Source organism: Microbacterium sp. NPDC055455 (genome assembly GCF_053619935.1).
On sequence record NZ_JBSHLB010000001.1, the window covers coordinates 1159251 to 1185665 of the forward strand.

Consider the following 26415-nt stretch of genomic DNA (forward strand, 5'->3'; position numbering starts at 1 on the left):
AGTCATGACATTCATCGAACATATGTGCGAAGCTGTCGACCGGCTTCGCGTGTTCGGGGAATTGGATGTCGAGGCGGGCGAGCTTCCCGCGTCTGCGTCGCGGCTGAGCGATGGATCTGTGCGCGAGCTGCTCGCCGAGACGAGCGGACTCGCGAAGCAGATCGCCGCATTGCAGGCAGTGCTCGCAGGGGTTGCCTCGGCGCGCTCTGCTCGCGACCGCGGCCACACCGGCTTCACGCAGCAGACCGGGCACCGCAATGCCGTCGAACTCCTGCGCAACCTGACCGGTGCGACGCGCAGCGAGGCGACGCGGGCGGTGAAGGTCGGCGAAGCGCTACTCGACGGCCTCGGGAGTGACGATGGCGTCGACTCTGCGCTGGACACGGATGCGACCGGGGGCAAGGAAACGCCCGTGATTTCGCCCCTCTGGCATGAGAGAGGTTCGCCGCGCGATTCAGCCAGCGTGGGCCTCGATGGACCACCGGCGCAGACGGGCTGCCGCGGGCGATAATCACCTTCGACGACGAGATGGGTGCCTGGGTTCGCGGCCTGCTCGATGCGGGACTCGCCCCTCGACGTGGCGGCCCACGGTTCGTCGCCGAGGATGAGAGAGCGGCGGCGGAAGACCTCGTGCGCGATCCACGCACCAACGAGCAGCTCGCCTATGACCTGCTCGTGGACGTCCTTCGCGCGGGCGCGCTCGCCGACGCCGTCGACGTGTACGGCACGAAAGAGGCGGGTGTGCGGCTGGTCACGATGACGGATGCCGTAACCGGCGAGCTCGTGCGGCGAGATGTGTTCGGCCGCCTCGTGACGACGGCGCACTCCGACGACGGCACCGTCACGCTTCCGGGGTCGGCTCTGGAGCGCGCGATCTGTGCGACGGGCACTGTCGAGGTCACGATCGACACGTCAGGCAATCCGCTTGATGCCGGCCGTGAGAGTCGCCTCTTCACGGCGAAGCAACGACTGGCGCTGGGGATCAGAGATGGTGGATGTCTCTGGCCAGGCTGCGATCGCCCACCCGCATACTGCGAGGCGCATCATTGCGAACGGTGGTCGGACGGTGGCCGTACGGATTGCAGTGTCGGCGTCCTGCTCTGTCGATTCCACCATCTTCACCTCCACAACCGCGGGTGGCGGATCAGCGGCGATGGCGGCAGCGCCTTCATGCTTCATCCGCCGCCGAACGTCGATGACAAGCCGATCCGGCTGCGCTCCAAGTCTCCGTTGCGGTGGCTCTGGGATCCACCGCCCGGTCGAACAGGTTGGCGTACCCCTCCCGCCTCGCCTGCGCAGGAACCGATCTTCCGGCGCAGCGCCTGAGCCGGGTTCGGCATCGACCCTCACGTGCTGGAGACCTGCGTGCGCACGCCCGTTCCACCGGTGGGCGATCACGCCGGCCTTGCGGCGCACCTCACCCGAGCTTGCCGCGCACCCCACCCGAGCGTGCGGCGTGCCTCACACGCGGTGCGGGTCGATCATCGTCATGCCGGCGGGCGTGGCGTGGTCGAAGCCGGGCAGCATCCGGGCCGCCTCGTCGAGGTCGATGACGCGCTCGATGAGGCGCTCGGGGTCGAGGGCACCGCTCTCGATCAGCGCGAGCATGCCGGGGTAGTCGGCGGCGGCCATGCCGTGGCTGCCGAGGACGTCGAGCTCCCACGCGATCACGCGCGCCATCGGCACGCGCGGATGCCCTTCGACCGGAGGCAACAGCCCGATCTGCACGTGCCGGCCGCGGCGGCGGAGGCTGTGGATGCCGTCGGCACAGGTCTGCTCGCTGCCGACCGCGTCGACCGACACATGCACGCCGCCTCCCGTGAGCTCGTGGACGGCGGCGGGGACGTCCCGGCCATCGGCTACGAGCACACGATCGGCGCCGAGCGACCGAGCCACGTCGAGCGCAGCCGGGTTCCGGTCGACCGCGACCACGCGCGCCCCGAGCGCCTTCGCGATCATCACCGCGCTCAGTCCGACGCCGCCGGCCCCGACGACCGCGACCCACTCGCCGCGCGCGAGACGCGCACGACCGACGAGTCCGCGGTATGCCGTGGCGAAGCGGCAGCCGAGGCTCGCGGCCGCCTCGAAGCTGACGGACTCGGGGATCGCGACGAGGTTCATGTCGGCCGCGTGCAGGGCGACGTACTCGGCGAACGAACCCCGGTGTGTGAAACCGGGCTGCTGCTGATCCGGGCACACCTGTGCCTCGCCGTTCAGACACCACTCGCAGCGCCCGCACCCGCACACGAACGGCACGGTCACGCGGTCGCCGACCGCCCACTTCTCGACGCCTGCGCCGACCTCGGCGACCACTCCGGCGAGCTCATGCCCGGGCACGTGCGGCAGGGCGACCTCGTCGTGCCCCGCCCAGGCGTGCCAGTCGCTGCGGCAGAGGCCGGTCGCGTAGACGCGCACCACGACCCCGCCGTCCGGCGCGCTCGGAACCGGGATGTCCCGGACCTCGGGCATCACACCGATGGCGTCGTACACGACAGCTCGCACCGCGACATCCTCTCATCCGGTTCGCGCCACGACCGACGGGATCAGCCCGCGAGGTACACCTTCCGCAGCGTCTCGCGCACCGTCCACACCGTGCGCATCCCCGCGGTGAGCCGCACGACCGATCCAGGCCGCAGCTCGATCGGCTCGAGAGCCGGGTCGTCGAACGACACCGTGGCGGCGCCCGCCAGCACGACGAACACCTCGTCCGCCTCGACATCCGTGGACGTGCCCGGCGTGTGCTCCCACACCCCGATCGTGTCGGTCAGCTCGACGAGGCCGGCGGCCGGCGCGCCCGCCACGACCAGCTCGGCAGGCAGCGGTTCGAGGGGGAGCGTCAGGGCGACGGCATCCGTCACCGTCCCGGGCTCGAGGCCGTCGAACGGCGACGTCACGAGTCGAACCCCAGTCCCAGCGCGTCCAGCGTCTTCAGCAGCAGGTTGCGCCTGCCCCCGTTGTGGTCGGCGCGGTCGAGGGACCAGCGGGTGGCGTTGATGCCGATCGACGCGGCGGGCTCCGGCGGAAACGGGAGCGGGCGCTTGCGCACCATCTCGAGCTCGGTGCGCTCGTTCGACACCCCGTCGAGCAGGTCGAGCATCACCTCTCCGGCGAACCGGGTGGAGCCGACGCCGAGTCCGGTGAAGCCCGCGGCGTAGGCGACGCGGCGGTCGCGCGCGGTGCCGAAGAACGCCGTGAACTGCGTCGACGTGTCGATCGCGCCGGCCCACTGATGGGTGAAGCGCAGGCCCTCGAGCTGCGGGAAGGTCGTGAAGAAGTGGCTCGCGAGCTTCTGCCAGGTCTCGGGCCGGTGCTCGTAGGCGGGGTCGACCCGGCGGCCGTAGCGGTAGATCGCGTCGTAGCCGCCGAACAGGATGCGGTTGTCCTTGCTGAGCCGGTAGTAGTGGAACTGATTGGCCAGGTCGCCGATCCCCTGGCGGTCCTGCCAGCCGACCGAGGCGAGCTGCGCGTCGGTGAGCGGCTCCGTCATCAGCACATAGTCGTAGACGGGCACGGTCATCAGGCGGTTGCGCTTGATGAGCGAGGGGAAGACGTTCGTGCCGAGTGCCGCGCGGGATGCCTCCACCCGGCCGTCCTCCGTCACCGCGACGACGCCGGGTCCGCTCGTGTCCAGCCCGGTGACGCGCGTCCGCTCGAAGATCTCGACGCCGCGCTCCTCGCACACGCGCGCGAGCTCCGCGGCCATCCGGGCGGGGTGGACCATGCCGCAGGTGTTCCGCTCCCACACCGCTGCGAGGTACGTGGGGGAGTGGACGGCGGCCTGCGCCTCGTCGCGGTCGAGGTAGACCACGCCCTCCTCGCCCTCGGCGGCCCACTCCTCGAGCCACTCGACCTGGTGCGGCTCGACGGCCGGTGCGAGCTGGCCCGTGCGCTCGAACTGGAAGTCCATCCCGTAGCGCGACTCGGACGCCTCGATGGCGTCGAGGTTCTCCCGCCCCAGGCGCTCCAGCGTCGGCATCTCGCCGGGCCAGCGGGACATGCCGTTCTCGTGGCCGTGCGTGAGGCTCGCCTCGCAGAACCCGCCGTTGCGCCCCGAGGCGGCCCACCCCACCCGCTGCGCCTCGAGGACGACCACTCTCGCATCGGGTTCGCGCTCGGTGGCCAGCAGCGCCGTCCACAGGCCGGTGTATCCGCCGCCGACCACCACGAGGTCGGCCCCCGTCGTCCCGGCCAGCGACGGTCGGTCGGGAGTGAGGCTCTGCGGGAGGTCGTCGCGCCAGAACACCGCGTGCTTCGCCTGGGCGAGGGAGTGCTGGACGACGGATGCCGCCGGCCGCTGTCGTTCGAAGACGGTGGTGCCCACGGGGATCAACTCCGATGCATGAGAGGTGCTCCCATCCTGGCCGCTCGCCGTCACGCGAGGCGGCGGGCGGTGTCGGGAGTTGCCGCCGCGGTCGGACAGGTTGTGTCGGACCGCCCGCTGATCGGTGCGGGGCGCCCGGTCGTCCCGGACCCGCGAGGTCAGCGAGCGGCGAGCTCGCCGACGAGCGCGTCCACCGTGCGGACGCGGGCGTACGTCCCGTCCAGCGCGGCCATGAACGCCACGTGCACCTGCTCGCCCGGCACGGTGCGACCGTCGTATGCGAGGTCGGGCGCCGCGCACGCGTCCTCCGCCACCGCGACGGAGAAGCCCAGATCGGATGCCGCGCGCACGGTGGCATCCACGCACATGCTCGACATCATCCCGGCCACCACGACCTCGTCCGCGGCAGCCGCGCGCAGCAGCGCCTCCAGGCCGGTGCGGAGGAAGGCGTTCGGCTCGTGCTTGACGACCACGTGCTCCTCGCCGTCCGGCGCCACCCGCCGGTCGAACTCCACGCCCGGTGTGCCCGGTGCGAAGAAGGAGGCATCCGCGTCGTCCGACACGTGCTGCACGTGCACCACCCGCTCACCCGTGGTGCGGAAGACGGCGAGGAGCCGGGCGGCGGCGTCGGCGGCAGCATCCGCGCCCACGAGAGGGTGCCGGCCACTGGGGAAGTAGTCGCGCTGGATGTCGATGAGGAGCAGGAGTCGGGTCACCGCAACAGCATAGAAGTCGGCGACCGCCGAACCGGCGACCGGGGATCAGGCGTCGGGAGCGGCGAAGACGCGCTCGCCCTCGACGAAGGTCTGCAGCGCATGCGTCGCGCCGATCTCCTCCGCGGGCCCGGCGAACGGATCGCGGTCGAGCACGACGAGGTCGGCGAGCTTGCCGACCTCGATGGTGCCCGTGACGTCGTCGAGGTGGTTCACCCACGCCGAGCCGGCGGTGTAGGCGGTCAGCGACGTCGCCAGGTCGATCGCCTGCTCGGGGAGGAACGCGTCGTACTCGCCCTCCTCATGGCCGGGGGCGGCCGTGCGGTTCACCGCGGTGTGGATGGCCGCCATGGGGTCGGGTGTCGAGACCGACCAGTCGCTGCCGGCGGCGAGCACCGCTCCCGCTCGCAGCAGATCGCCGAACGGGTACTGCCACGCGCTTCGCGGCTCGCCCAGGAACGGCAGGGTCAGCTCGACCATCTGCGGCTCGTACGTCGCCCACAGCGACTGCATATTGGCGGCCACGCCCAGCTCGCGGAAGCGGGGGACGTCCTCGGGGTGCACCACCTGGATGTGGGCGATGTGATGACGGTTGTCGCTCCGGCCGTTGAGCGCGATCGCGCGCTCGACCGCGTCGAGGCACTCGCGCACCGCGCGGTCGCCGATCGCGTGGAAGTGCACCTGGAAGCCCTCGGCGTCGAGGATCGGCACCGCCTCGGCGAGCACGGCCGGGTCGACGAACGAGATGCCGGAGTCGTCGGTGAAGTGACCATGGCCGTCGCAGTAGGGCTCGAGCATCGCCGCGGTGAAGTTCTCTGCGACGCCGTCCTGCATCACCTTGACCGAGGTCGCGGCGAACCGGCCGGCGCGGTAGCGGTCGCGGCGCTCGAGGATCGACGGGATCTGCTCGAGGCCCTGCGTGCGGTCCCACCAGATGGCGCCGACGACCCGCGCGGTCAGGGTGCCGTCTGCGGCGGCCCGGAGGTAGGCGGGGCCCGGGTCGCCGGCGTCGCCGTACGACCCGACGATGGCGTCCTGCCATGCGGTGATGCCGAACGAGTGCAGGTACCGCTGGCCGAGGAGGAGGGCGTCGGTGAGCCGCTCGAGGGGCTCCTCGGGCAGCAGGCGGTTGACCAGGGCCATGGCCCCCTCGTGCAGCGTTCCGGACGGCGTGCCGTCCGCGTCCCGCTCGATGCGGCCGTCGGCCGGGTCGGGGGTCTCGCGGTCGATGCCGGCCAGGCGCAGCGCGGCCGAGTTCACCCACGCGCCGTGCCCGTCGCGGTTGGGGAAGAACGCGGGGCGCTCGCCGGTCACCGCATCGAGGGCGGCGGCCGTGGGGGTGCCGCCGGGGAAGGCCGACATCTGCCAGCCGCCCCCGAGGATCCACTCGTCGGACGCATGGTCGGCGACGTAGCCGGCGATGGCCTCCAGGTACTCGGCGGCGGTGCCGAGCTCCGACAGATCGCAGCGCAGCATGTCGAGGCCGCCCCACACGGGGTGGACGTGCGCGTCCTGGAACCCGGGGATCAGCATCCGCCCCCGCAGGTCCACGAGCTCCGTCGACGGCCCGACGAGCTCGCGCACGTCGTCGCCGCCGACCGCCACGATGCGGCCGGCCCTCACCGCGACCGCGCTCGCGCGGGAGCGCACGGTGTTCGCGGTGAAAACGGGGCCGCCGGTGAAGACGAGGTCGGCGTGGGTCACGGAAGGTCTCCTTCTGAAGGTCAGCCGCCCGTCATGGTGCGGGCGATCTGCGTGGCCGAGTCGCCCGCCCGCCTGAGAACCAGCGCGACGAGCGCGAGGGCCACGAGCGTCAGCAGCAGCATGATCGTGGAGACGGCGGCGATCTCGGGGCGCAGGCCCGACCTCACCGCGCTCAGCACGTACACCGGCCACGGGGTGGTGCCCGAGACCTGCACGAAGGCGGCGACGATCGTGTTGTCCAGACTCAGCGTGAAGGCCAGCAGGAAGCCGGCGAGCACCGCCGGCATGGCCAGCGCCAGCGTCACCCTGCGGAACGTCGTGAACGGCTTCGCGTACAGATCGGCGGATGCCTCCTCGAGGTGGGAGTCCTGGCCCACCAGGCGCGCCCGCACGATGTACGAGACCACGGCCGTGGCGAACAGCGACGAGCCCACCGAGAGGCGCACGATGCCGTCGTTGAACATCGAGAGGCCGAGGTCCTGGCCGAGGAACACCAGCCAGGGCAGCAGCGCCACGGCGTCGACGATCTCGGGGGTCACCGATACCAGCAGGAGCAGGCCCAGGAACCACCACACCCACTTGCCGGGGTGGCGGGCCATGGCGATGCCGGCGAGGGTGCCGAGCACCGTCGCGATGACGGCGGCGATGAAGGCGGTGATGAGCGAGACCCGCACCGCGCTCTGGATCGCGGGCTTGGCCAGGATCGTGCCGAAGGCGTCGAACCCGAAGCCGTCCCACGACACGAGCAGGCGGCCGGTGTTGAAGGAGTAGACGACGATCACGATGATCGGCAGGAACAGGAAGAGCATCACCAGGACGCCCCACACGGTGAAGGCGATGTCCGACCACGATCGGCGTGCGCGGCGCCGCGGCGCCGCCGCCGTGCGGGTGTCGCGCTGCTGCGCCTGCAGGATCGTCTCGGTCGCGGTCATCGTCTCGGGGGGAGTCATGTCGTCACCTCCACGGTCGCCGCGGGCGCGGCATCCGTCGTCGCCGTCTCGGACACGGGACTCAGCACCAGCCGGTCGCGGCTGCGGAAGGGCAGCGCGATGAGCCCGATGAGCACGGCGGCGACGCCGATGGTCAGCATGATCACGAGCATCAGCAGCACGGCCATCGCCGAGCCGAGCGCCCAGTTCTGTGCGGTCTGGAACTGGCTCGCGACGAGCTGCCCGACCATGTTGCCCTTGGCGCCGCCGAGCACGGTCGCGGTGATGTAGTCGCCCATCAGGGGGATGAACACCAGCAGCACGCCGGCGACGATGCCGGGCTGCGAGAGCGGCAGCGTCACACGGAAGAAGGTGGTCACCTTGCCGGCGCCGAGGTCCTTGGAGGCCTCGCGCAGCGCCGGGCCGACGCGGTCGAACGCGACGAACAGCGGCAGGATCATCAGCGGCAGGTAGTTGTAGACGACGCCGATGACGACGGCCGTGCGGGTGTAGAGCAGCTCCAGCGGGCCGTCGAGCACGCCGATGCCCTGCAGCAGCGACGAGAGCCAGCCTTCCGGCGCGAGGATCACCTGCCACCCGATCGTGCGCACGAGGAAGTTCGTCCAGAACGGCACGAGCACGAGCGCGATGAGGATGCCGCGGCGCTGCGGCTTGACCTTGAACGCCATCCAGTACGCCACCGGCGCTCCGATGAGGAAGCAGAGCACGGTGCCGATGACGCCGACCCACAGCGTGTTCGCGAACGTCGCGAAGAAGGTCGGCGACACCGCCTCGACGTACCGGTCGAACGACAGGATGTCGTTGGCGTGGGTGCCGAAGACGCCCGGCTTGTACCCGAAGCTGAACCACACCACCATCGCGACCGGCGCGACGAAGAAGAGCAGGAGCCACGCCCACGCCGGAACGGCGAGCGCGGCCCCTGCGGAGCGGTTCTCACGCACCTGCTGCGGCCTTCATCTCGTTGTAGATCTCGACCCGCGTCGTCTGCGAGTCGTTGAGCTCCTGCTCGTGCATCGTCTCGAGCTGCTCGGGGGTGAAGAAGATCATGTCGGCCAGCTCCAGGCCGCCCTCCGTGGCCGCGGCCTCCATGTCCTTGCCGCCGACGTTGTAGCCGATGTAGTCCAGGTTCAGCGCGAGGTTCTCGGGTGTCATGGAGAAGTCGATGAACGCGTGGGCGGCCTCGGGGTGCGGGGCGCCGGCGGCGATGGCCCAGTTGTCCATCCACAGCTCCGTCTGCGGGCCGGGGAGCACCCACTGCCAGCGCTCGGGCTCGCTGGACTCGAGCAGGCCGAGACGGGCGTCGCCGTTCCACGCCTGCATGAGGACCTGCGTGCCCTGGGGGATCGCGTTGGTGCCCGGGTAGGAGTCGAACGCCGAGATGTGCGGCGCGATCTGCTCGACGAGGAACTGGCGGCAGGCCTCGAGCTCCTCGGGGTCGTCGGTGTTCCAGTCCATGTCGTTGGCCCAGAAGTAGGCGCCGATGATGCCGGCGGGGTCGTCCGACATCGCGGTCTTGCCGCTCGCCTCGTTCTGCGCGGCGTCGAAGAAGTCCCCCCAGGTGCTGAGCTCGCGGGTGATGACCGTCTTGTCGTACACGAATCCGGTGGTGCCCCACGCCTTGCAGACCGAGTAGTCGTTCTCCGGGTCCCATGCACGACCGAGGAACGCGGGGTCCATGTTCGACATGTTGGGCAGCAGGTCCTTGTTGAACTTGGTCAGCAGCTCGTTCTCGATCATCTGCGGGATGAAGACGCCGGTGGGCACGACGATGTCGTAGCCGGAGGTCCCCTTGGCGGCGACGAGCTTGGCGATGAGCTCCTCGTTCGAGGAGTAGGAGTCGAGCGTGACCTTGGGTCCCAGCTGGTCCGTGAAGGCGGCGATGACGTCGGGCGAGTCGTAGTCGCCCCACGTGTAGATGGAAAGGCTGTCCTCGAGGTCGCCGCCGGTCGCCTGCGGGGCGGGGGAGCCGCCGCCGCCGGGCGAGCAGGCGGCGAGCACGGTGGCGCCGCCGGCGAGGGCGGCCAGGCTCAGGAAGCGCCGGCGCGACAGCTCGCGGACGATCGAGGGCGCGGATCCTTCGGGAGCGAGGATGCGCAGCGGGTTCCGGGGCTGGGTCACGAGTACTCCTGGTTCGGGTCGGATGCCGGAAGGGCGGATGCCGCGGGGCGGCCCGCTCGTCGAGCACGGGGTTCGGACGGATTCGGGTCAGGCTGTCGGCGGCGCGATGTAGCCACCTTGCTCGGCGGCGCCCTCGTCGGCGGCCGGGAAGAGCAGCACATGGTGGGCGGCCCACGTGCAGACCACGGCGTCGCCGACCGTGAGCGGGGGCGCGTCGGGCGTGGGGCGGCGCACGATCAGGCTCTGGTCAGGGCCGAGTCGCACGAGGTACTGCATGGTGTCGCCGAGGTGCGAGACGCCGATCAGCTCGCCCCGCGCGGTGTTCGCCTCGGTCACGCCGGCCGCTCCCTCGCCTGCGCCGGCCGGGGCATCCCGCTCGATGCGGATGTATTCGGGGCGGACGGCCGCCTCACCCAGATTGGTCGTCGTGAGCACGGGGGAGGCCGCCCGCACGAGCGCGTGCGGGGAGGAGATCGCGGCGCCGGCCTCGGCGGTGGGACCCCGGAAGAAGTTCTGCTGCCCCACGAACGCGGCGACATAGGCGGACGCGGGACGGGCGTACACCGTGTCGGCGTCGGCCAGCTGCTCGATGCGACCCGACCGCATGATGGCGATGCGGTCGCTCATCGAGAGCGCCTCGCCCTGGTCGTGCGTCACGAAGATGAAGGTGATGCCCAGCCGCGACTGCAGGAGCTTGAGCTCGAGCTGCATCTCCTCGCGCAGCTGCCGGTCCAGCGCGCCGAGGGGCTCGTCGAGGAGCAGCACCGCGGGCCGGTTCACGAGGGCGCGCGCCAGGGCGATGCGCTGCTGCTGGCCGCCGGAGAGCTGCGCCGGCTTGCGGTCGCCGAAGCGCCGCATCTGCACCAGGTCGAGGGCCTGCGTGACCCGCTCGCGCACCTCGGACTTCGGCGTGCGCCGCTGCTGGAGTCCGTAGGCGACGTTCTCGGCGACCGACAGGTGCGGGAACAGCGCGTAGGCCTGGAACACCGTGTTGACGTCGCGACGGTACGGCGGGACGCCGCGCACGGGGCGTCCGGAGATGCGGATGTCGCCGGCATCCGGCTGCTCGAATCCTGCGATCATGCGCAGGGTCGTCGTCTTGCCGCAGCCCGACGGGCCCAGCAGCGAGATGAACTCGCCCGGCTGCACCGTGAGCGAGAGGTCGTCGACGGCGATCTGGTCGCCGTAGTACTTCGTCACTCCCGAGAGGACGACGGCGCCGCGGGCGGCCTCGCTGTCGGTGGGAACCTGCTCCGCCGGATTCGCCGCGGTCGCCGTGCCTGTGGACATCGTCACCTCGTGAGGTCCTTCTGATCATCGGGTCGCGCGACGTTGCGCGACCCCTATCGGGTGTGTCACGTATTCAATATCGCGCGGTGCCCCCCTGCAATGCGCCCGAGAGCGAACCAGACGATCCGAGGCGTCCCATGGTCCGCGCCTGACAGATCGTCCGGAGTTGTGTAACGGGCAGGCGACCGCGGCGTTTCAACGGCTCGACGTCGAGTGCGTCCGCGTCGGTGGCCGTCGGGCGACAGTTCGTCCGTCGCGCATCGTGATGAAAGCGTGGCCGTGCGGTCAGCGCTGACAGGTCGGGCACCAGAACACGATGCGCTCGCGGGTCGGGTCGGCGCCGAGGCTGCCGCCGCGGATCAGCGTCCCGCAGCGCCGGCACGGGCGGCCTTCGCGACGGTACACCCACGTGGAGCGGCCGGGTCGCGCGTCGCCGGTGAAGGTGCGCCCCGAGCGGTCGCGGTTCGCGCGGATCATGCGTGCCCCGAGGTCCACCGCGGCGGCGGTGTCGGTCTGGTTCGCGGGGGTGGTGGGCAGGATGCCGCGCACGAAGAGGATCTCGTTGGCGTACTCGTTCCCGAAGCCGGCCACATTGCGCTGGTCCTGGATGGCGACGTGGATGGGGCGTGTGTCGGCCGCGAGCCGTCTCGCCGCCTCTGCGGGGTCCCATGCGTCCGAGAGGGGGTCGGGCCCGAGGTAGCCGACGAGCGCGTCCTCCTCGGCGGTCGGAACGAGCGTGATGTCGGCGAGGTCGAACCCTACCGTCTCCCACTCCGCCCCGTCGGGCGCGGTCGCGCCGATGACGGCCCGGGCCCGGAACCCCGCGGCGTGCCAGCGCTCGCCGCGCCGGTAGACGTGCCATTCGCCCTCCATCTTGAGATGCGTGTGGAGGGTCCACGTTCCGATGCGGTGCAGCAGGTGCTTGCCGCGCGCGACGACGTCGTGCACGACCTCGCCGCGCAGGTCCGCCGTCGCCGCCTGCGGCACGCGAAGCTCGAAGCGCGTCACGGTCGCGCCCGCGAGCGCCGCGTTCAGCCGGCGCGCCGCACGGAACACGGTGTCGCCCTCAGGCACGGCACCTCCTGCCCGGCACCGGGCGCCGGCGCGGCGCGTCAGGCACGCGCGCCCTCGCGGAGCACGTCCCCGGCAGTCAGGCGGCGCAGCGTGAGACCACGCGGGGACTCGACGAATCCCGCCTCCCGCAGCGCCCGTCCGACGCCGGTGCCGTAGACGAACGCCCCGTTGACCTGCTCGACGGTGAGGGTGTCGAGCCGGCGCGCGCGCGACGTCGCGGCCAGGTCCCGGGCAGCGGCTGTGAGCACGGACTCGTCCGCGGTGAACGCCAGCGCCGATTTGCCGCCCCGCTCGAGGTACAGCGCGAGCTCTCCGTCGACCAGCACCACGAGCGCGCCGGCCTTGCGGCCCGGACGGTGTCCGACCCCCTCCAGCGCCGGCCACGCCAGCGCGGCGCCGTAGGGGTTGGCGGGGTCGGTGGCGGCGAGGGTCACGGCGCGCAGCGGCGGCGGATCGGGCAGGCCGGCGAACTCGCGCAGCCGGTCGACGGTGGCGGAGGCTGCGAACTGCGCCGCACCGAGCTTCTCGATCACGTACCCGCGGCGACAGTGTCCGGCCTCCTCGAAGCCGGCCAGGACGCGGTAGACCTGCGCGAAGCCGCCGGGGACGCCTTCGGACTGGACGGCGCCGCGCGTCACCACGCCGTACCGGTCGAGGAGCAGGCTCGCCGTCGCCGTCGCCCGCAGCGCCGCATCGGGCTCCGCCTCGGGCAGCAGCGACCACCGGCCGCCGATGGCGGGCGGGCGCGCGGGCACGGAGGACGCCACGGTGCGCACCGCTGCGCCACGGTACAGGCGGGCGCGCGGAGCCCGCCGGCTCACGCGGTGCGCCTGCGAGCCGCCCGACACGAGCGAGCGCACCGGCGCGAAGGTGTCGTTCGTGACGCGCCCGGACCAGGTCAGCCGCCACAGCGCCTCGACGACGGACTGCTCGTTCTCCGCGCCCGTGGTCTGCTTCAGCTGCGACGCGAAGTAGGCGCCCCCGCTCGAGAGCGCCGCGAGGAGCTGGGCATCGAGCGAGCCCGGAGCGGGCTCGTCCGCCCCGTCGGGAAGCGTCAGCGTCAGCGGCACGGCATCCGCTGGATGCAGCGCGATCCAGCCGTCCCTGCCCGGCAGGCTGCCGTGACCCGACCACACCACCTCACCGGTCGCCGTCAGCTCGTCGAGCATCCCCGGCGTGTAGTCCGCCACGCGTGCGGGGAGCACCAGCGACTCCCACGCACTGGCCGGGATGGGCATACCGGCCAGCTGCTCGACGACGGCGGCGACCCCGTCGACGCCGTCGAGAGGCCGCGTCACGTGCTGCCACACCGGAAGGAACCGGGCGTACGCCTGCTGCGGCACCGGTTCGACGCTGCCGCGGATCGCCGCGAGGGACCGCATGCGCAGCCGCCGGAGCACCTCCGCATCGCACCACTCCGCCTCGTCGCCCCGCGTCGCCGAGCCGTCCCCCGAGCCGGGCGGCGGATCGGGCAGGAAGAAGCCGCTCGTCACCCGGCCCTGCGACTCGAGCCGCTGCAGGGTGTGGCGGGCTACCGCCACGCCGATGCCGAGGCGGTCGGCCGCGGCATCCGCCGTGAAGGGGCCGTGCGTGCGTGCGTACCGGGCGATGAGGTCGCCGAGCGGGTCGGCGACGGGTTCCAGGAACGCGGTGGGGATGCCTACCGGCAGGGCGGCCCCGAGCGCGTCGCGCAGCCGGCCGGCGTCCTCGATCGCGGCCACCCGGGTGATGCCGGCGATCGTCACCGGTATGGCCCGGCGCGCCGTCACGAGGGCGTCCAGGAGAGCGGATGCCTCATCCGCCGTGGCGTGCCCGTCGGAGGAGCCGTCGGCGGCGGGCTCGAGCCGCGCCGCCACCTCGGGCGCGTCGAGCGGGCCGAGGATGCGCAGCAGGTCGGCGACCCCCTCGAGCCCGCGCGCCCGTCGCTCGGGATCGAGGCGCTGCGCCTCGCGCTCGAACTGCGCGATGACGTCGGGGTCGAGGAGCTCGCGCATCTCGACCTTGCCGAGCAGTTCCGACAGCAGCGCCGGATCGACCGACAGCGCCGCCGCCCGCCGCTCGGCGAGCGGAGAGTCGCCCTCGTACATGAAGGCGCCGACGTAGCCGAACAGCAGGTCGCGCGCGAACGGCGAGGGCTGGGCGGGCTCGGTCTCGATGAGCCGGATGCGCCGCTCGCCGATCCCGCGCATGAGCCGCAGCAGCGCGGGCACGTCGTAGACGTCCTGGAGCACCTCGCGCAGCGTCTCGAGGATGATCGGGAACGTCGGGTAGCGGCGGGCCACCTCGAGCAGCTGCGCGGACCGCTGCCGCTGCTGCCACAGCGGTGTGCGCTTGCCGGGGTTGCGCCGCGGCATGAGCAGCGCCCGCGCCGCGCACTCGCGGAATCGCGAGGCGAACAGCGCGGAGCCGCCGACCTCCTCGGTCACGATCTGGTCGAGCTCATCGGGGTCGAAGACGAAGAGGTCGGCGCCCGGCGGCTCGGCCGTGGCATCCGGGATCCGGGCGATGATGCCGTCGTCGCTGGCGACGGCGGAGCCGTCGACTCCGAGGCGTTCGCGGATGCGGGCGTTGACGGCCAGCGCCCACGGCGCATGGACCTGCATGCCGTACGGGGAATGAAGGATGACGCGCCAGTCGCCGACCTCGTCGCGCCCGCGTTCCACGGTGAGCTGACGGTCGGTCGGCAGAGTGCCCGTGGCCTCGCGCTGCTCGGCGAGGTAGGCCAGCAGGTTGTCCTGTGCGTACTCGTCGAGGCCGGCGTCGCGCAGACGCGCCTCGGCCTTGTCGGGCTTGGCCGTGGAGACCTCGCGCGAGAACTTGCCGAGCGCCTCACCGAGCTCGGCGGGACGTCCGATGCCGTCGCCGTGCCAGAACGGAACCTTGCCCGGCTGGCCGAACGCGGGCACGACGTTGACGCGGTCATGGGTGATCTCGACGATGCGCCAGCTCGTCGTGCCGAGGGTGAAGACGTCGTTGACGCGCGACTCGTAGACCATCTCCTCGTCGAGCTCGCCGACGCGCGCGTTCTGGGACTCGCCCGCGATGAAGACGCCGAACAACCCGCGATCGGGGATCGTGCCGCCGCTCGTCACCGCGATGTGCTGTGCGCCCGGGCGCCCCGTCAGCACGCCCAGGTCGCGGTCCCAGACCACGCGCGGACGCAGCTCGGCGAACTCGTCGGACGGGAAGCGCCCGGCGATGAGGTCGAGCGTCGCCTCGTAAGCGGAGCGCGGGAGCGAGCGGAAGGGGGCGCTTCGCTTGAGTGTCTCGTACCAGCCCTCGACGTCGACGGGCCCGATCGCGGCGGCCGCCACGGTCTGCTGGGCGAGGATGTCGAGGGGGTTCTGCGGGATCGCGATCGCCTCGATCTGCCCCGCGAGCATGCGCTCGGTCACGATCGCGGTGTGGAGCACGTCGCCGCGGTGCTTGGGGAACAGCGCCGCGCGGCTGACCTCGCCCACCTGGTGGCCCGCGCGCCCGATGCGCTGCAGACCCGATGCGGCGCTCGGCGGCGCCTCCACCTGGATCACGAGGTCGACGGCGCCCATGTCGATGCCGAGCTCGAGGCTCGACGTGGCGACGACGCACCGCAGGATGCCGGACTTCAGCTCCTCTTCGACCTGCGCGCGCTGCTCCTTGGACACCGACCCGTGGTGGGCCTTGGCCAGCACGGGGTCGGCGCCGGCCGTCGTGCCCGCCTGCGCCATCATGGCCGCGGGAACCGACGGGTCTGGGAGGTCGAGCCCGAGACGCTCGGAGTAGATCTCATTGAGCCGGCCCGTGAGCCGTTCGGCGAGGCGCCGGGAGTTGCAGAACACGATCGTGGAGCGGTGCAGCAGGATGCGATCGACGATGGCCTCTTCGACGTGCGGCCACACCGAGCCGGTGATCTCGGTCTCACCGCCGTCCGCCGCGCGCGGGCGCCCGGACGAGCCGTCGTTGAACCAGTCCTCGTCGATCGGCTCGGCGCCGGGATCGGCGGATGCCTCGGCCGAGGCATCCGTGCCGGTCCACGCGACGGGCCCGGACTGGTAGGCGCTCGGCGGAGGCGGCGGGTTGAGCATGTCGTCGATCGGCACGACGACCCGCATGTCGAACGCCTTCGACGCGCGGGGGGCGACGATCTCCACCGGTTCGGCACCGCCGAGGAAGCGCGCCACCTCGTCGATCGGACGCACCGTCGCCGAAAGCCCGATGCGCTGCGCGGGCGGGGCATCGGGCGCGAACGAGCGACGGAGCGCGTCGAGGCGCTCGAGGCTCACCGCGAGGTGCGCGCCGCGCTTGGTGGCCGCGACCGCGTGCACCTCGTCGACGATGACGGTGTGGACGTCGCGCAGCGTCTCGCCCGCGCGGCTCGTCAGCATGAGATACAGCGACTCGGGCGTCGTGATGAGGATGTCGGGCGGCGCCTGCACGAGCTTGCGCCTGTCACCCGCCGGGGTGTCACCGGAGCGCACTCCCACGGTGACGTCGGGCACCGTGAGGCCGAGCCGGCGCGCGGACTGGCCGATGCCCACGAGCGGGGAGCGGAGATTGCGCTCGACGTCCACGCCCAGCGCCTTGAGCGGCGAGATGTACAGGATCCGGGTCGCGGGGGCCGCGGCATCCGTCATATTCTTCTTCCGACCGGAGGCGGGCAACGCCACCGGGGCCGCGGCCTTGTCGTGGAACACCCTGTCGATCGCCCAGAGGAAGGCCGACAGCGTCTTTCCGGAGCCCGTCGGGGCGACGACCAGGGCGTGCTTGCCGGCCGAGATCGCCTGCCACGCGCCTGTCTGCGCGTCGGTCGGAGCCGCGAACGCGCCGCGGAACCAGTCCCGCGTGGCAGGACCGAATCGCTCCAGGACATCGCCCATCCCTCCATCTTCGTCGCGATCTCCGACATCGGGCCAGGCGGGGACGGATGACCGGGCCTCGCGTAAGCTCGGGTGGGTACGTGTCCCCCCGCACGCCCGCACCGCCCGAGGATCCTCCATGGAGTCGACGCCGTCGAGCAGGTCGGAATCGCCGACGCCGCTCACCCGCCGCACGAACCCCGCCCTCGCCGTCCGCTCATGGCCGGCCTCGCGCCGGGTGCGCACCTTCGGGCTCGGCGCCCTCTGCGGGGCCCTCGCCCTGTCGCTCGTGGTCGTGGTGACCTCGATCTTCGCCGCCTCCGGCGACCGGCCGCCCCTGCTGCCGGAGCCCGCCCCTGCATCCGACGTGCAGATCACGCCCCGACCCACGCCGACCGTGACGCCGGCCGCGCCCTCGCCGCGTGCCACCGTCGTCGCGCCGCCGCAGCCGGAGGAGACCGCGCCCGTGGAGGAGTCCACCGAGCCCGTCGTCGCTCCCGCGCCCGAGCCGTCACCGGAGGTCAGCGAGCCGCCGGTCGAGGACACCGCCGACGAGGGCCCGGGCAACAGCGGCAGCGCGCCGGGGCGCACGAAGCCGCCCAAGACCCCCTGAGCTCAGCTCTCGTCCGGCAGGAGGATCCACAGCAGCAGGTACATCAGGATCGAGACGCCGAAGAACACGGTCGAGGCGACCCACAGCACGCGCACGGGCACGACGCTGCAGCCGAAGCGGTCCGCGATGCCCTGGCAGACCCCGGCGATCATGCGTCCCCGTCGGGGACGAACCAGGCGATGCATGCGGCCATCATCGCGTGACCGGCGCCTCCCCGCCAGGGGGGGCCGTGCGTCAGCGCTCGGAGGGCACGAGGATCCACAGCAGGATGTAGATCCACAGCGGGAGGCCGAAGAAGATCATCGCGACCACGGTGAGGATCCGGATCAGCGTGACATTCCAGCCGAAGCGGTTCGCGACGGCGAGGCAGACGCCGGCGATCCAGCGGCCGTTCTGAGGTCTGACGAATGAGTTCATGACCCCATCCTGCGCGCAGGGACGCCCGCGCGCACTGGGGGTGGCCCCCGAACCGAGAGGGGGCCGGCCGCGGCATCCGTCGCCTTCCTTGAGGACGGATGCCGCGACCCTGCGTCAGCGCTCGGTGAGCGTGCCGTCGCGGTCGAGCTCCAGCACGAGGTCGACGCCGATGCGCTCGAGGAACGCGTCGTCGTGGCTGACGACGAGCACCGCGCCGCGGTAGGCGGCGAGGGCGGCGACGAGCTGGTCGACCGTGTCGAGGTCGAGGTTGTTCGTCGGCTCGTCGAAGACAAGCAGCTGCGGCGGCGGGTCGGCGAGCATCAGCCGCGCGAGCGCCACCCGGAACCGCTCACCTCCCGACAGGGTCCCCACCGGCCGCTCCACCGCCGCACCCCGGATGAGGAACCGCGCGAGCCGGTTGCGCAGCTCGACCATCGTCACCTTCGGCGCGGAGGGCGCGACGTTCTCGAGCACCGAGGCGCCGTCGTCGAGACCGTCGACCCGCTGCGGCAGGTAGCCGACGCGGTCGGTGTGCAGCTCGGCCCGTGCAAGCAGCGGGATCGACGGACCTTCAGCCGGACCAGGAAACACGCGCGGTGCAGATCCGCCCGCCGGTTCGACACCGGAGCCGACCAGCCGCTCCAGCAGGGTGGTCTTGCCGGCGCCGTTCGGGCCGATGAGGGCGACACGCTCCGGTCCCTGGACGATCCACGAGCGCTCGCCGTCACCGAGGGTCGCGATCCGACGGCCCGCGGGCACGCCGGGATCGGGAAGGTCGATCCTCACGATGTCGTCGTCGCGCACGCGGCGCTCCGCGGCATCGAGCGTCTCGCGGGCGGACGCCTCGCGGTCGGCCTTCTCGCCCCGGAGCTTGCCGGCCGAGACCTGAGCGGCCCGCTTGAGGTTGCCGGCGACGATCGGCGGCACCCGCTTCTCGAGCTGCGCCTTGCGGCCCATCGCCGCACGGCGGGCGATGGTCGTCTCGGCCTCGATCCGCTGGCGCTTCTCGCGCTTGACGGCCTGCCGCGCGGCGCGCTCGGCGTCGCGGGCGGAGCCCTGCTCGGCATCCAGCCATGCCCGCCACTGCGAGTACGGGCCGCCGAACACCGAGAGCTCGTTGTCGTACAGCTCAGCGGTGTCGTCGACCAGCTCCAGCAGCGCGATGTCGTGGCTGACGACGACGAGCGCGCCCCGCCACGAGCGCACCATGTCGTACAGGCGTGCCCGGGCGTCGCGGTCGAGGTTGTTCGTCGGCTCGTCCAGCAGCGCGATGGCGGCCCCGCGCAGACGGATGCCGGCGATCGCGGTGAGCACCGCCTCGCCGCCCGACAGCTGCCCGACGCTGCGGTCGAGCATGCCGGGGGCGAGCCCGGCCTCGGCCAGGGCGGCGTGCGCGCGGGCCTCGATGTCCCAGTCGGAGCCGACCGCGTCGAAGTGGCGCGAGTCGGCGTCGCCGGACTCGATCGCGCGCAGCGCGCGCAGGGGCGCACCGACGCCGAGCAGGTCGGCGACGGGACGGTCGACGTCGAGCGTGAGGCGCTGCGGCAGGTAGGCGGCATCCGCCGTCCGGGTGATATGGCCGGCGGTCGGCGCCAGCTCTCCGGCCACCAGGCGCAGGAGCGTGGACTTGCCGGAGCCGTTCCGGCCGACGAGCCCGGTGCGGCCGGCACCGAACGACCCCGAGACGTCGGAGAGCGCGGTGGTGCCGTCGGGCCACGAGAGCGAGACCCGGTCGAGGATGATGGCAGGGGTGAGGGTGTGAGCGGGCATGAGGCCTCCAGGTCGGTCAGGCGCTGACACCGACACCGCGGAGGTCGCCCAGGCGGGCCGGCCCATCGAAGGGCGCAGCACCGCAGGAGAGAAGCGGCGGATCGACGGCCAGCGCGAAGGATTCAAGCGCTGACGCGTCGAAGGTCGACGGAGCAGCGCGATTACAGCGCGGTAGCGTCGATCAGCTTCAAGGGAGTTCCTCACCGAGGGGACAAAGGCTGTGAGACACCATAGCGGACCATGCCGGGCATGACCAGTGACCGCCGTGCGCTCAGTCCGCGGCGTCGAGGGCCTCGAGCTGCTTGTCGAGGAAGACGCGCACGTCGGCGAGCTCCTGCTCCGACACGCTGTGGGTGAGGCCGGGGTAGACGCGTCCGCTCAGCTCCGCGCGTTCGGGAAGCCACTGCGTCGTGTGCTCGATGAGGAAGCCGGGGATGACGTCGTCGTTCGTGCCGCGGCCCCAGAAGACCGGCGGTCGGCGCTCGGCGAGCTCGGCGTCGCCGGGCAGCTCGCCGGGGGTGACGTAGCCCGACAGGTTCACCGCGAAGGCGAAGCGATGCGCGTCGAGGCGCATGGCCTGCAGGGACACCGCGGCGCCCTGCGAGAAGCCGAGAAGACCCACGGATGCCGCGCCCGGCACGTGCGCGTCGACCCAGGCGAGGACGGCCTCGGCGGCGCGGGTGACGTGCGAGGGATCCCGACCGTCCAGGCCGTCGATCGGATACCAGGAGCGGCCGGGAGCCGGCCACGGCGGTGACAGCGGCGCGGCGAGGCTCGCCACGGCGAACGGCTCGGGCAGGTACGCGCGCAGGGGATAGAGATCGTGCTCGTCGGCGCCGTATCCGTGGAGGAGCAGCAGCAGATGGCGCCCGGCGAGGTCGTTGCGATCGGCCGACCACAGCACGGCGTCGGCGTCGAGGACCAGCGCTTCCGGCATGCCCCCATCCTCCCACCTGACGTCGACACGTCCGGTGGACCTCGGGCGCCGGCGGCGCACCCGGGGTATACAGGAGTCATGTCCGTACGCACCCCCGACCCCGAACCTGCGGGCGACGAACCGTTCGGCCCGCCCGCGGGGAACGTCTCGAACCCCGCCTGGCTGAGCGACATCGAGCTCGAGGAGGCCCGCCGCCGCCTGCCGATGCTCTACGTCGAGGGCGTGCCGGTGCGCACCGACGGCATGGGGCAGGTGACCGCCGTCGGAATCCTGCTGCGGGCGACCCCGGTGGGGGAGATCACCCGCACGATCGTGTCGGGCCGCGTGCGGTACGGCGAGACGGTGCGCGACGCGCTCTTCCGCCACCTCGAGAACGACCTCGGGCCGATGGCGTTCCCCCTCCTGCCGCCGCAGCCGGTACCGTTCACGGTCGCGGAGTACTTCCCGCTCCCGGGGGTCAGCGCGTTCCACGACGACCGTCAGCACGCCGTCTCGCTCGCGTTCGTCGTTCCCGTCACCGGGACGTGCGAGCCCCGGCAGGACGCCCTCGAGGTGACGTGGCTGACGCCGGAGGAGGCGTCCTCCGACGCGCTGTCGGCCGAGATGGAGGGCGGCAGGGGCACGCTCGTGCGGCTCGCGCTGGCCAGCGTGGGCGCGCTGCGCTGAGGCATCCGCGTCATCCAGCTGGCTCTCGCGGAGCGTCCGCCCCGCCCCCTAGGCTCGCAGGATGACCCTCCAACCGCTGCCGTTCCCCGCCGACGCCGCCGGATGGGCCGACTTCGTCTCGGAGCGCCCGGCTCAGCGCATCGCCCGCGTACGGGAGCTCGACGAGCGGCTCAAGGGCGAGCCGGCCCTGTCTACGGCCGACCGGCTCGAGCTGTGGAACGACACCGAGCTCGCGCTCGCCGAGGCGCTCAGCGAGGCGTACCTCCTGAGCGAGGCGCACCCCGACGCGGAGGTGCGCGAGCTGGCCGAGGGGCAGGTGCAGGCCGTCGAGTCGCTGTCGGCCGCGCGCCTGCTCGACCGCGAGCTGTGGAGCGTGTTCGCGGATGCCCCGACGGACGGCCTCGACGCCGACCAGGCGCGGCTGCTCTCGCACCTGCTCCGCGACTTCCGTCGCGGGGGCGTGGAGCTCGCCGACAACGAGCGGGAGCGGGCGCGCGAGCTGGCGGACCGCGACACCGAGCTGTCGCTGACGTTCTCGCGCAACATCCGCGACGGCCGGCGCGAGGTCCAGGTGCCCGTCGCGGGCCTGGCAGGACTGCCGCAGGACTTCGTCGACGCGCACCCCGCCGACGAGCGCGGCTTCGTCACGCTGAGCACCGACTACCCCGACCTCATGCCGGTGCGCGACTACGCCTCCGACCGTGCGACGCGCCTGGCGCTGGTGGGCGCCTACAACGACCTCGCCTGGCCAGAGAACGACCCCGTCCTGGCGGAGCTGCTCGCGGTGCGCGCGCAGCGCGCGAGCCTGCTGGGCTACCCCGACTGGGCGGACTACGAGACCGAGACGCGGATGATCGGGGCGGGTGCCGAGATCCCGGTCTTCCTCTCGCGCCTGGACGACGCGTCGAAGCCGGCCGCCGACGCCGAGTACCCGCTGCTCCTCGAGCGGCTGCGCCGCGATGTGCCCGACGTGGACGCCGTCACGATCGCCGACTACTGGTACCTGGTGGGAGCGATCAAGCGCGAGCAGTACGACGTCGACGCCCAGCTCGTCCGGTCGTACTTCCCGTTCGAGCGAGTCGTGTCGGGCGTCCTCGACGTCACCGGCCGCCTCCTCGACGTCGAGTACCTGCGGGTCGACGCTCCGGCGTGGCACGACGACGTGCAGTCCTTCGACGTGGTGCGCGGAGGAGTCCGCCTTGGCCGCATCCACCTCGACCTGCACCCCCGCGAGGGCAAGTTCAGCCATGCGGCCTGCTTCCCGCTCGCTCCGGGCGTGGCGGGTCGGGTGCTCCCCGAGGCCGCGCTCCTGTGCAACTTCTCGCGCGGACTGCTCGAGCACGACGAGGTCGTGACGTTCTTCCACGAGTTCGGGCACCTCGTGCACGACATCCTCGGCGGCCACCAGCGGTTCGCCCGTTTCAGCGGCGTGGCCACCGAGTGGGACTTCGTCGAGGCGCCCAGCCAACTGCTGGAGGAATGGGCGTGGGACGCCGACGTGCTGGCCTCCTTCAGCGGCGACGCGGACGGCCGCCCGATCCCGGCCGATCTCGTGGCCCGCATGCGCACGGCCGACGGGTTCGGTCGCGCACTCGAAGTGCGGCGCCAGCTGGGGCACGCGAACGTGTCGTACCGCCTGCACGTCGACCGTCCCTCCGACCTGCAGGCCGAGACCGAGCGGATCTACGCCGCGACGAGCCCGGTCCAGCCGCTGCCCGGCCAGCACTCCTATGCCGGCTTCGGCCACCTCACCGGCTACGGCGCCTGCTACTACACGTACCAGTGGAGCCTCGTGATCGCCCGCGACCTGCTCAGCGGCTTCGGCGAGGGACTGATGGATCCCGAGGCGGCGCGCCGCTACCGCACCGAGGTGCTCGAGCGCGGAGGATCCCGCGACGCACGCGAGCTCGTCGAGGCGTTCCTCGGGCGCGCGTCGTCGTTCGACGCGTACCAGGAGTGGCTCGCGGGGCGGTGAGCGCCGCGCGTTTCGCGCACACGGCGAGGCGCGGTAGGGTTCAGTCACCCTGAGCGCAGTCACCCCTGCGACACTCACCCCCCGGTGTCGTCGAGGGCGATGCGGCCTCCGTCGGCCGCGCCCGGCGACCCGTTCGCCGTGCGACCGGCGGAACGCACCGCCGCCGCTGTATGCGGTCGCCGACACAGTGATTCCCCTCGCCCCTAGAAAGCAGAGTCACTCGATGTCCGAGCACGCCGTCAACCCCGGCACCACTGGTCCGGAAGACCCCAGCCCCTTCGACACGATCATCGGCGAGACGTCGACGACGTTCGGATCGGGCTTCACCACGACCTTCCGCGGCTACGACAAGGAAGAGGTGGATGCCGCGATCGCCGGCCTCGACGCGCGCGTGCGCGCCGCGGCCGACGAAGTCGCGCAGCTGAAGCAGCACCAGCGGCGGGCCGGCGCCGCCGTCGCGCAGAGCCGGGCGAAGGCCGAGCGTCTCGAGGCGGAGCTGCAGGTCGCGAACGAGCGGCGTCAGGCCGACATCGACGCCGCCATCGCCGCCCACCGTGCCGAGGTCGACACCGAGCTCGCCGCGCGACAGGAGCAGATCGACCGGCTGCAGGCCGAGCTCGCCGCAGCGGACGAGAACCGCCGCACCGAGCGCGAGCGCGCCGAGGCCGAGGCATCCGCCGCCCGGGAGGAGGAGGGCGACGCCCTGCAGCGCCTGCAGGCCGAGCTCGAACTCGCCAATGCCCGGCTGGCCGACGCCGAACAGCGGGTCCAGGCGCTCAGCGACGAGCTGGTCGGCGCCACGGGCGAGTCGCCCAACCGCCAGCAATTCGAGGAGGTGCTGCGCGTCGCGGAGGACCAGGCGAGTCTCCTCATCCGCAACGCCTCCATCCAGGGCGACCGCCTGCTCGAGGCGGCGCGCGAAGAGATCGCCAACCGGCGCGCGGCCGCGCAGGCCGAGGCCGACGGCATCATGTCGCAGGCCCAGCACGAGGCGCAGCAGATCCGGCTGAAGATCGACACCGAGCTGACCGCGCACGAGGCCCGCATCGAGCGCGAGTCCGCGCACGCCGCCGAGAAGATCTCGCAGGCCGAGCGCGAGGCCGCCGCCATCCGCTCGGAGGCCGAGAAGGGCGCGGCCGTGCTGCGCTCCACGGTCGCCCGCGAGACTGCGCGCGACCGGTCCGAGGCCGAGGAGGCGGTGCGCGAGCTGCGCCTGCGGGCGCTGGAGTTCGAGGCATCCCTCACCCGTCGCCAGGACGATGCGCACCAGGAGTTCCTCGTGCTCCACAACCAGGCGGTCGCCCATGCCGAGCGCATCACGCAGGATGCCAACGAGCAGGTCACGGCGTCGCTGGAGCACGCGCAGCGGGTCTCGGCGAAGGCGGAGGACTTCGAGCGTCTGATGCGCGCGCAGTCGCAGCAGATCGAGGCCGACGCGCAGCTGCGCGCCCGGGAGCACCTCGAGCAGGCGCACGTGAAGGCCGAGCGCATCATCGCTCTGGTCACGTCGCACTCCCAGTCCGTGCTCCGCGACGCCGAGGACCGCACGCGCACCCTGCGCTGGCAGCAGCACCAGCTCATGAGCTTCATGGCCGAGGTGAAGGAGCTCATCCGGCCCGAGACCGCCCTCGCGCCGGCATCCGTCACCTCTGCAGATCAGCCGGACGAGGAGACGACGGATGCCGCCCCCGGCCACTCCGCCGAGAACGAGGCGGTCGTGCCGGAGCCGAGCGAGGACGCGGCGGTCGTGCCGGAGCCGGGCGAGGACGCGGCCGTGGACGGTGAGTCGCAGGAGGACACGGCTGAGGGCGGCGAGGCGCACGAAGCCGAAGCAGAGTCGCACGAGGCCGGCGGCGAGGCGCACGAGGCCGAGGCCGAGCAGCACGAGGGCTGAGCCCCCCCGGGCCCCGGACCGCGCGCCCCGCGGTCCGGGAGCCGCGCGGTCCGGCTACGAGGCCGAAGTCTCCCGCGCGATCGCGGCGAGGAACGCGTCGATGTCGTTCTCGGACGTGTCGAAGCTGCACATCCAGCGCACCTCGTTCTTCGCGGCATCCCAGTCGTAGAACCGGAACGACGCGCGCAGACGGTCGGCGACGCCGGCCGGCAGGGTCGCGAAGACGCCGTTGGCCTGCGTCGGCTGGGTGAACGCGACCCCGCGGATCGACCCGTCGGCGAGGCCGCGCTCGATGCCGGCGCGCAGGCGCTGCGCCATCGCGTTCGAGTGGGAGGCGTTGCGCAGCCACAGGTCCCCCTCGAGCAGGGCGAGCAGCTGCGCCGAGACGAACCGCATCTTCGAGGCGAGCTGCATGTCGAGCTTGCGGAGGAACTTCAGGCCCTGCGAGGCCTCGGGGTTGAGCACGACGACGGCCTCCCCGAGCATGGCGCCGTTCTTGGTGCCGCCGAAGCTCAGCACGTCGACGCCCGCGTCGCGCGTGAACTCCCGGAACGGCACGCCGAGCGACGCGGCGGCGTTCGAGATCCGCGAGCCGTCCATGTGCACGTGCATCCCGAGGCCGTGCGCGTGCGCGGCGATCGTGGCGATCTCGTCGACGGAGTAGAGGGTGCCGAGCTCGGTCGACTGCGTGATCGAGACGACGAGTGGCTGCGCGCGGTGCTCGTCGCCCCAGCCCCACGCCTCGCGGTCGATGAGCTCGGGCGTGAGCTTGCCGTCGTCGGTCGGGACGGTGAGCAGCTTGATGCCGGCCACGCGCTCGGGCGCACCTCCCTCGTCCACGTTGATGTGCGCGGTCCCGGCCGTGATCACGGCGCCCCAGCGGGGCAGCATCGACTGCAGCCCGACGACGTTGGCGCCGGTCCCGTTGAAGACCGGGTACGCCTCGACGCCGTCGCCGAAGTGCCGGGCCATGACCTCCTGCAGACGCTCGGTGTAGACGTCCTCGCCGTACGAGACCTGGTGTCCGTCGTTGGCGGCGGCGATGGCCGCGAGCACCTCCGGGTGGATGCCGGAGTAGTTGTCGGACGCGAATCCGCGCAGGTTGGGGTCGTGGATGGTGGTCACGGGTATCCATTCT

General features: G+C 72.2%; 22 protein-coding genes. 6 read left to right on the forward strand and 16 right to left on the reverse strand.

Going from position 1 to position 26415, the window contains the following annotated elements; genetic code table 11:
• The first annotated feature begins 4 nt into the window (after positions 1–4).
• Entirely contained in the window at positions 5–511 is a 507-nt protein-coding gene (locus ACWGUG_RS05120; protein ID WP_452324023.1) for a hypothetical protein, read from the forward strand.
• Positions 511–1326 carry an HNH endonuclease signature motif containing protein gene (locus tag ACWGUG_RS05125; protein WP_452324198.1) on the forward strand — a complete coding sequence of 272 codons (816 nt, stop codon included), beginning with the start codon at positions 511–513 and terminating at the stop codon, positions 1324–1326. The genes ACWGUG_RS05120 and ACWGUG_RS05125 overlap by 1 nt, the downstream gene beginning before the upstream one ends.
• A gap of 135 nt (positions 1327–1461) precedes the next feature.
• Here the strand turns inward: ACWGUG_RS05125 and ACWGUG_RS05130 are convergent, their stop codons facing one another.
• The 11 genes from ACWGUG_RS05130 to ACWGUG_RS05180 all read right to left on the reverse strand — a co-directional run bounded on the left by ACWGUG_RS05130 (position 1462) and on the right by ACWGUG_RS05180 (position 17026).
• Positions 1462–2502, reverse strand: coding sequence for a zinc-dependent alcohol dehydrogenase family protein (locus ACWGUG_RS05130; protein ID WP_452324024.1), 1041 nt, complete (start codon positions 2500–2502; stop codon positions 1462–1464).
• Positions 2503–2543: 41 nt separating this feature from the next.
• A complete protein-coding gene (locus ACWGUG_RS05135) occupies positions 2544–2894 on the reverse strand; it encodes a cupin domain-containing protein (RefSeq protein WP_336393612.1) in 351 nt (116 codons plus the stop codon).
• Entirely contained in the window at positions 2891–4321 is a 1431-nt protein-coding gene (locus tag ACWGUG_RS05140) for an NAD(P)/FAD-dependent oxidoreductase (RefSeq protein ID WP_452324025.1), read from the reverse strand. Before ACWGUG_RS05140 ends, ACWGUG_RS05135 begins: the two co-directional genes overlap by 4 nt.
• Positions 4322–4479: 158 nt before the next feature.
• Positions 4480–5037 (reverse strand): isochorismatase family protein, encoded by a 558-nt coding sequence (locus tag ACWGUG_RS05145; RefSeq protein ID WP_378880119.1) that lies wholly within the window; start codon positions 5035–5037, stop codon positions 4480–4482.
• Between the two features lie 45 nt (positions 5038–5082).
• Positions 5083–6738 carry an amidohydrolase gene (locus tag ACWGUG_RS05150; RefSeq protein WP_452324026.1) on the reverse strand — a complete coding sequence of 552 codons (1656 nt, stop codon included), beginning with the start codon at positions 6736–6738 and terminating at the stop codon, positions 5083–5085.
• 20 nt (positions 6739–6758) lie between these two features.
• On the reverse strand, positions 6759–7688 hold the full coding sequence (locus ACWGUG_RS05155; protein WP_452324027.1) for an ABC transporter permease: 930 nt from the start codon (positions 7686–7688) through the stop codon (positions 6759–6761).
• The gene (locus ACWGUG_RS05160; RefSeq protein WP_452324028.1) at positions 7685–8629 is read right to left on the reverse strand and encodes an ABC transporter permease; all 945 of its coding nucleotides are present in this window, start codon (positions 8627–8629) and stop codon (positions 7685–7687) included. The genes ACWGUG_RS05155 and ACWGUG_RS05160 overlap by 4 nt, the downstream gene beginning before the upstream one ends.
• Positions 8622–9806 carry an extracellular solute-binding protein gene (locus ACWGUG_RS05165; RefSeq protein ID WP_336393606.1) on the reverse strand — a complete coding sequence of 395 codons (1185 nt, stop codon included), beginning with the start codon at positions 9804–9806 and terminating at the stop codon, positions 8622–8624. Before ACWGUG_RS05165 ends, ACWGUG_RS05160 begins: the two co-directional genes overlap by 8 nt.
• A gap of 87 nt (positions 9807–9893) precedes the next feature.
• Positions 9894–11096, reverse strand: a complete 1203-nt coding sequence (locus ACWGUG_RS05170) for an ABC transporter ATP-binding protein (protein WP_452324199.1) — start codon at positions 11094–11096, stop codon at positions 9894–9896.
• A gap of 285 nt (positions 11097–11381) precedes the next feature.
• Entirely contained in the window at positions 11382–12170 is a 789-nt protein-coding gene (locus ACWGUG_RS05175) for a DNA-formamidopyrimidine glycosylase family protein (protein WP_378880129.1), read from the reverse strand.
• Positions 12171–12208: 38 nt separating this feature from the next.
• Positions 12209–17026: an ATP-dependent helicase gene (locus tag ACWGUG_RS05180; RefSeq protein ID WP_452324029.1), complete on the reverse strand. Its 4818-nt coding sequence runs from the start codon at positions 17024–17026 to the stop codon at positions 12209–12211.
• A gap of 118 nt (positions 17027–17144) precedes the next feature.
• Between ACWGUG_RS05180 and ACWGUG_RS05185 the strand changes: the two genes are divergently transcribed.
• Entirely contained in the window at positions 17145–17618 is a 474-nt protein-coding gene (locus ACWGUG_RS05185) for a hypothetical protein (RefSeq protein WP_452324030.1), read from the forward strand.
• Between the two features lie 2 nt (positions 17619–17620).
• Here the strand turns inward: ACWGUG_RS05185 and ACWGUG_RS05190 are convergent, their stop codons facing one another.
• The 4 genes from ACWGUG_RS05190 to ACWGUG_RS05205 all read right to left on the reverse strand — a co-directional run bounded on the left by ACWGUG_RS05190 (position 17621) and on the right by ACWGUG_RS05205 (position 20742).
• Positions 17621–17803, reverse strand: coding sequence for a PspC domain-containing protein (locus tag ACWGUG_RS05190; protein WP_452324031.1), 183 nt, complete (start codon positions 17801–17803; stop codon positions 17621–17623).
• Positions 17804–17852: 49 nt separating this feature from the next.
• Positions 17853–18035 (reverse strand): PspC domain-containing protein, encoded by a 183-nt coding sequence (locus ACWGUG_RS05195; RefSeq protein WP_336393600.1) that lies wholly within the window; start codon positions 18033–18035, stop codon positions 17853–17855.
• A gap of 114 nt (positions 18036–18149) precedes the next feature.
• Positions 18150–19805, reverse strand: a complete 1656-nt coding sequence (locus ACWGUG_RS05200) for an ABC-F family ATP-binding cassette domain-containing protein (protein ID WP_452324032.1) — start codon at positions 19803–19805, stop codon at positions 18150–18152.
• A gap of 271 nt (positions 19806–20076) precedes the next feature.
• The gene (locus tag ACWGUG_RS05205; protein WP_452324033.1) at positions 20077–20742 is read right to left on the reverse strand and encodes an alpha/beta hydrolase; all 666 of its coding nucleotides are present in this window, start codon (positions 20740–20742) and stop codon (positions 20077–20079) included.
• 78 nt (positions 20743–20820) lie between these two features.
• Between ACWGUG_RS05205 and ACWGUG_RS05210 the strand changes: the two genes are divergently transcribed.
• The 3 genes from ACWGUG_RS05210 (at position 20821) to ACWGUG_RS05220 (ending at position 25277) form a co-directional block, all read left to right on the forward strand.
• Positions 20821–21408 carry an NUDIX hydrolase family protein gene (locus tag ACWGUG_RS05210; RefSeq protein ID WP_336393597.1) on the forward strand — a complete coding sequence of 196 codons (588 nt, stop codon included), beginning with the start codon at positions 20821–20823 and terminating at the stop codon, positions 21406–21408.
• Between the two features lie 61 nt (positions 21409–21469).
• On the forward strand, positions 21470–23383 hold the full coding sequence (locus ACWGUG_RS05215; protein ID WP_452324034.1) for a M3 family metallopeptidase: 1914 nt from the start codon (positions 21470–21472) through the stop codon (positions 23381–23383).
• Between the two features lie 223 nt (positions 23384–23606).
• Complete coding sequence (locus ACWGUG_RS05220; RefSeq protein WP_452324035.1) at positions 23607–25277, forward strand: hypothetical protein; 1671 nt, start codon at positions 23607–23609, stop codon at positions 25275–25277.
• 54 nt (positions 25278–25331) lie between these two features.
• Here ACWGUG_RS05220 and ACWGUG_RS05225 read toward each other — a convergent pair whose 3' ends face one another.
• A complete protein-coding gene (locus ACWGUG_RS05225) occupies positions 25332–26402 on the reverse strand; it encodes a threonine aldolase family protein (protein WP_378880153.1) in 1071 nt (356 codons plus the stop codon).
• Between the last annotated feature and the right edge of the window lie 13 nt (positions 26403–26415).

Bases quoted from the DNA above. Each gene is read 5' to 3' on its own strand.
- ACWGUG_RS05120 (WP_452324023.1), top strand. From the start codon at position 5: ATGACATTCATCGAACATATGTGCGAAGCTGTCGACCGGCTTCGCGTG.
- ACWGUG_RS05155 (WP_452324027.1), bottom strand. From the start codon at position 7,688: ATGACTCCCCCCGAGACGATGACCGCGACCGAGACGATCCTGCAGGCG.
- ACWGUG_RS05170 (WP_452324199.1), bottom strand. From the start codon at position 11,096: ATGTCCACAGGCACGGCGACCGCGGCGAATCCGGCGGAGCAGGTTCCC.
- ACWGUG_RS05180 (WP_452324029.1), bottom strand. From the start codon at position 17,026: ATGGGCGATGTCCTGGAGCGATTCGGTCCTGCCACGCGGGACTGGTTC.
- ACWGUG_RS05185 (WP_452324030.1), top strand. From the start codon at position 17,145: ATGGAGTCGACGCCGTCGAGCAGGTCGGAATCGCCGACGCCGCTCACC.
- ACWGUG_RS05190 (WP_452324031.1), bottom strand. From the start codon at position 17,803: ATGCATCGCCTGGTTCGTCCCCGACGGGGACGCATGATCGCCGGGGTC.
- ACWGUG_RS05195 (WP_336393600.1), bottom strand. From the start codon at position 18,035: ATGAACTCATTCGTCAGACCTCAGAACGGCCGCTGGATCGCCGGCGTC.
- ACWGUG_RS05200 (WP_452324032.1), bottom strand. From the start codon at position 19,805: ATGCCCGCTCACACCCTCACCCCTGCCATCATCCTCGACCGGGTCTCG.
- ACWGUG_RS05205 (WP_452324033.1), bottom strand. From the start codon at position 20,742: ATGCCGGAAGCGCTGGTCCTCGACGCCGACGCCGTGCTGTGGTCGGCC.
- ACWGUG_RS05210 (WP_336393597.1), top strand. From the start codon at position 20,821: ATGTCCGTACGCACCCCCGACCCCGAACCTGCGGGCGACGAACCGTTC.
- ACWGUG_RS05215 (WP_452324034.1), top strand. From the start codon at position 21,470: ATGACCCTCCAACCGCTGCCGTTCCCCGCCGACGCCGCCGGATGGGCC.
- ACWGUG_RS05220 (WP_452324035.1), top strand. From the start codon at position 23,607: ATGTCCGAGCACGCCGTCAACCCCGGCACCACTGGTCCGGAAGACCCC.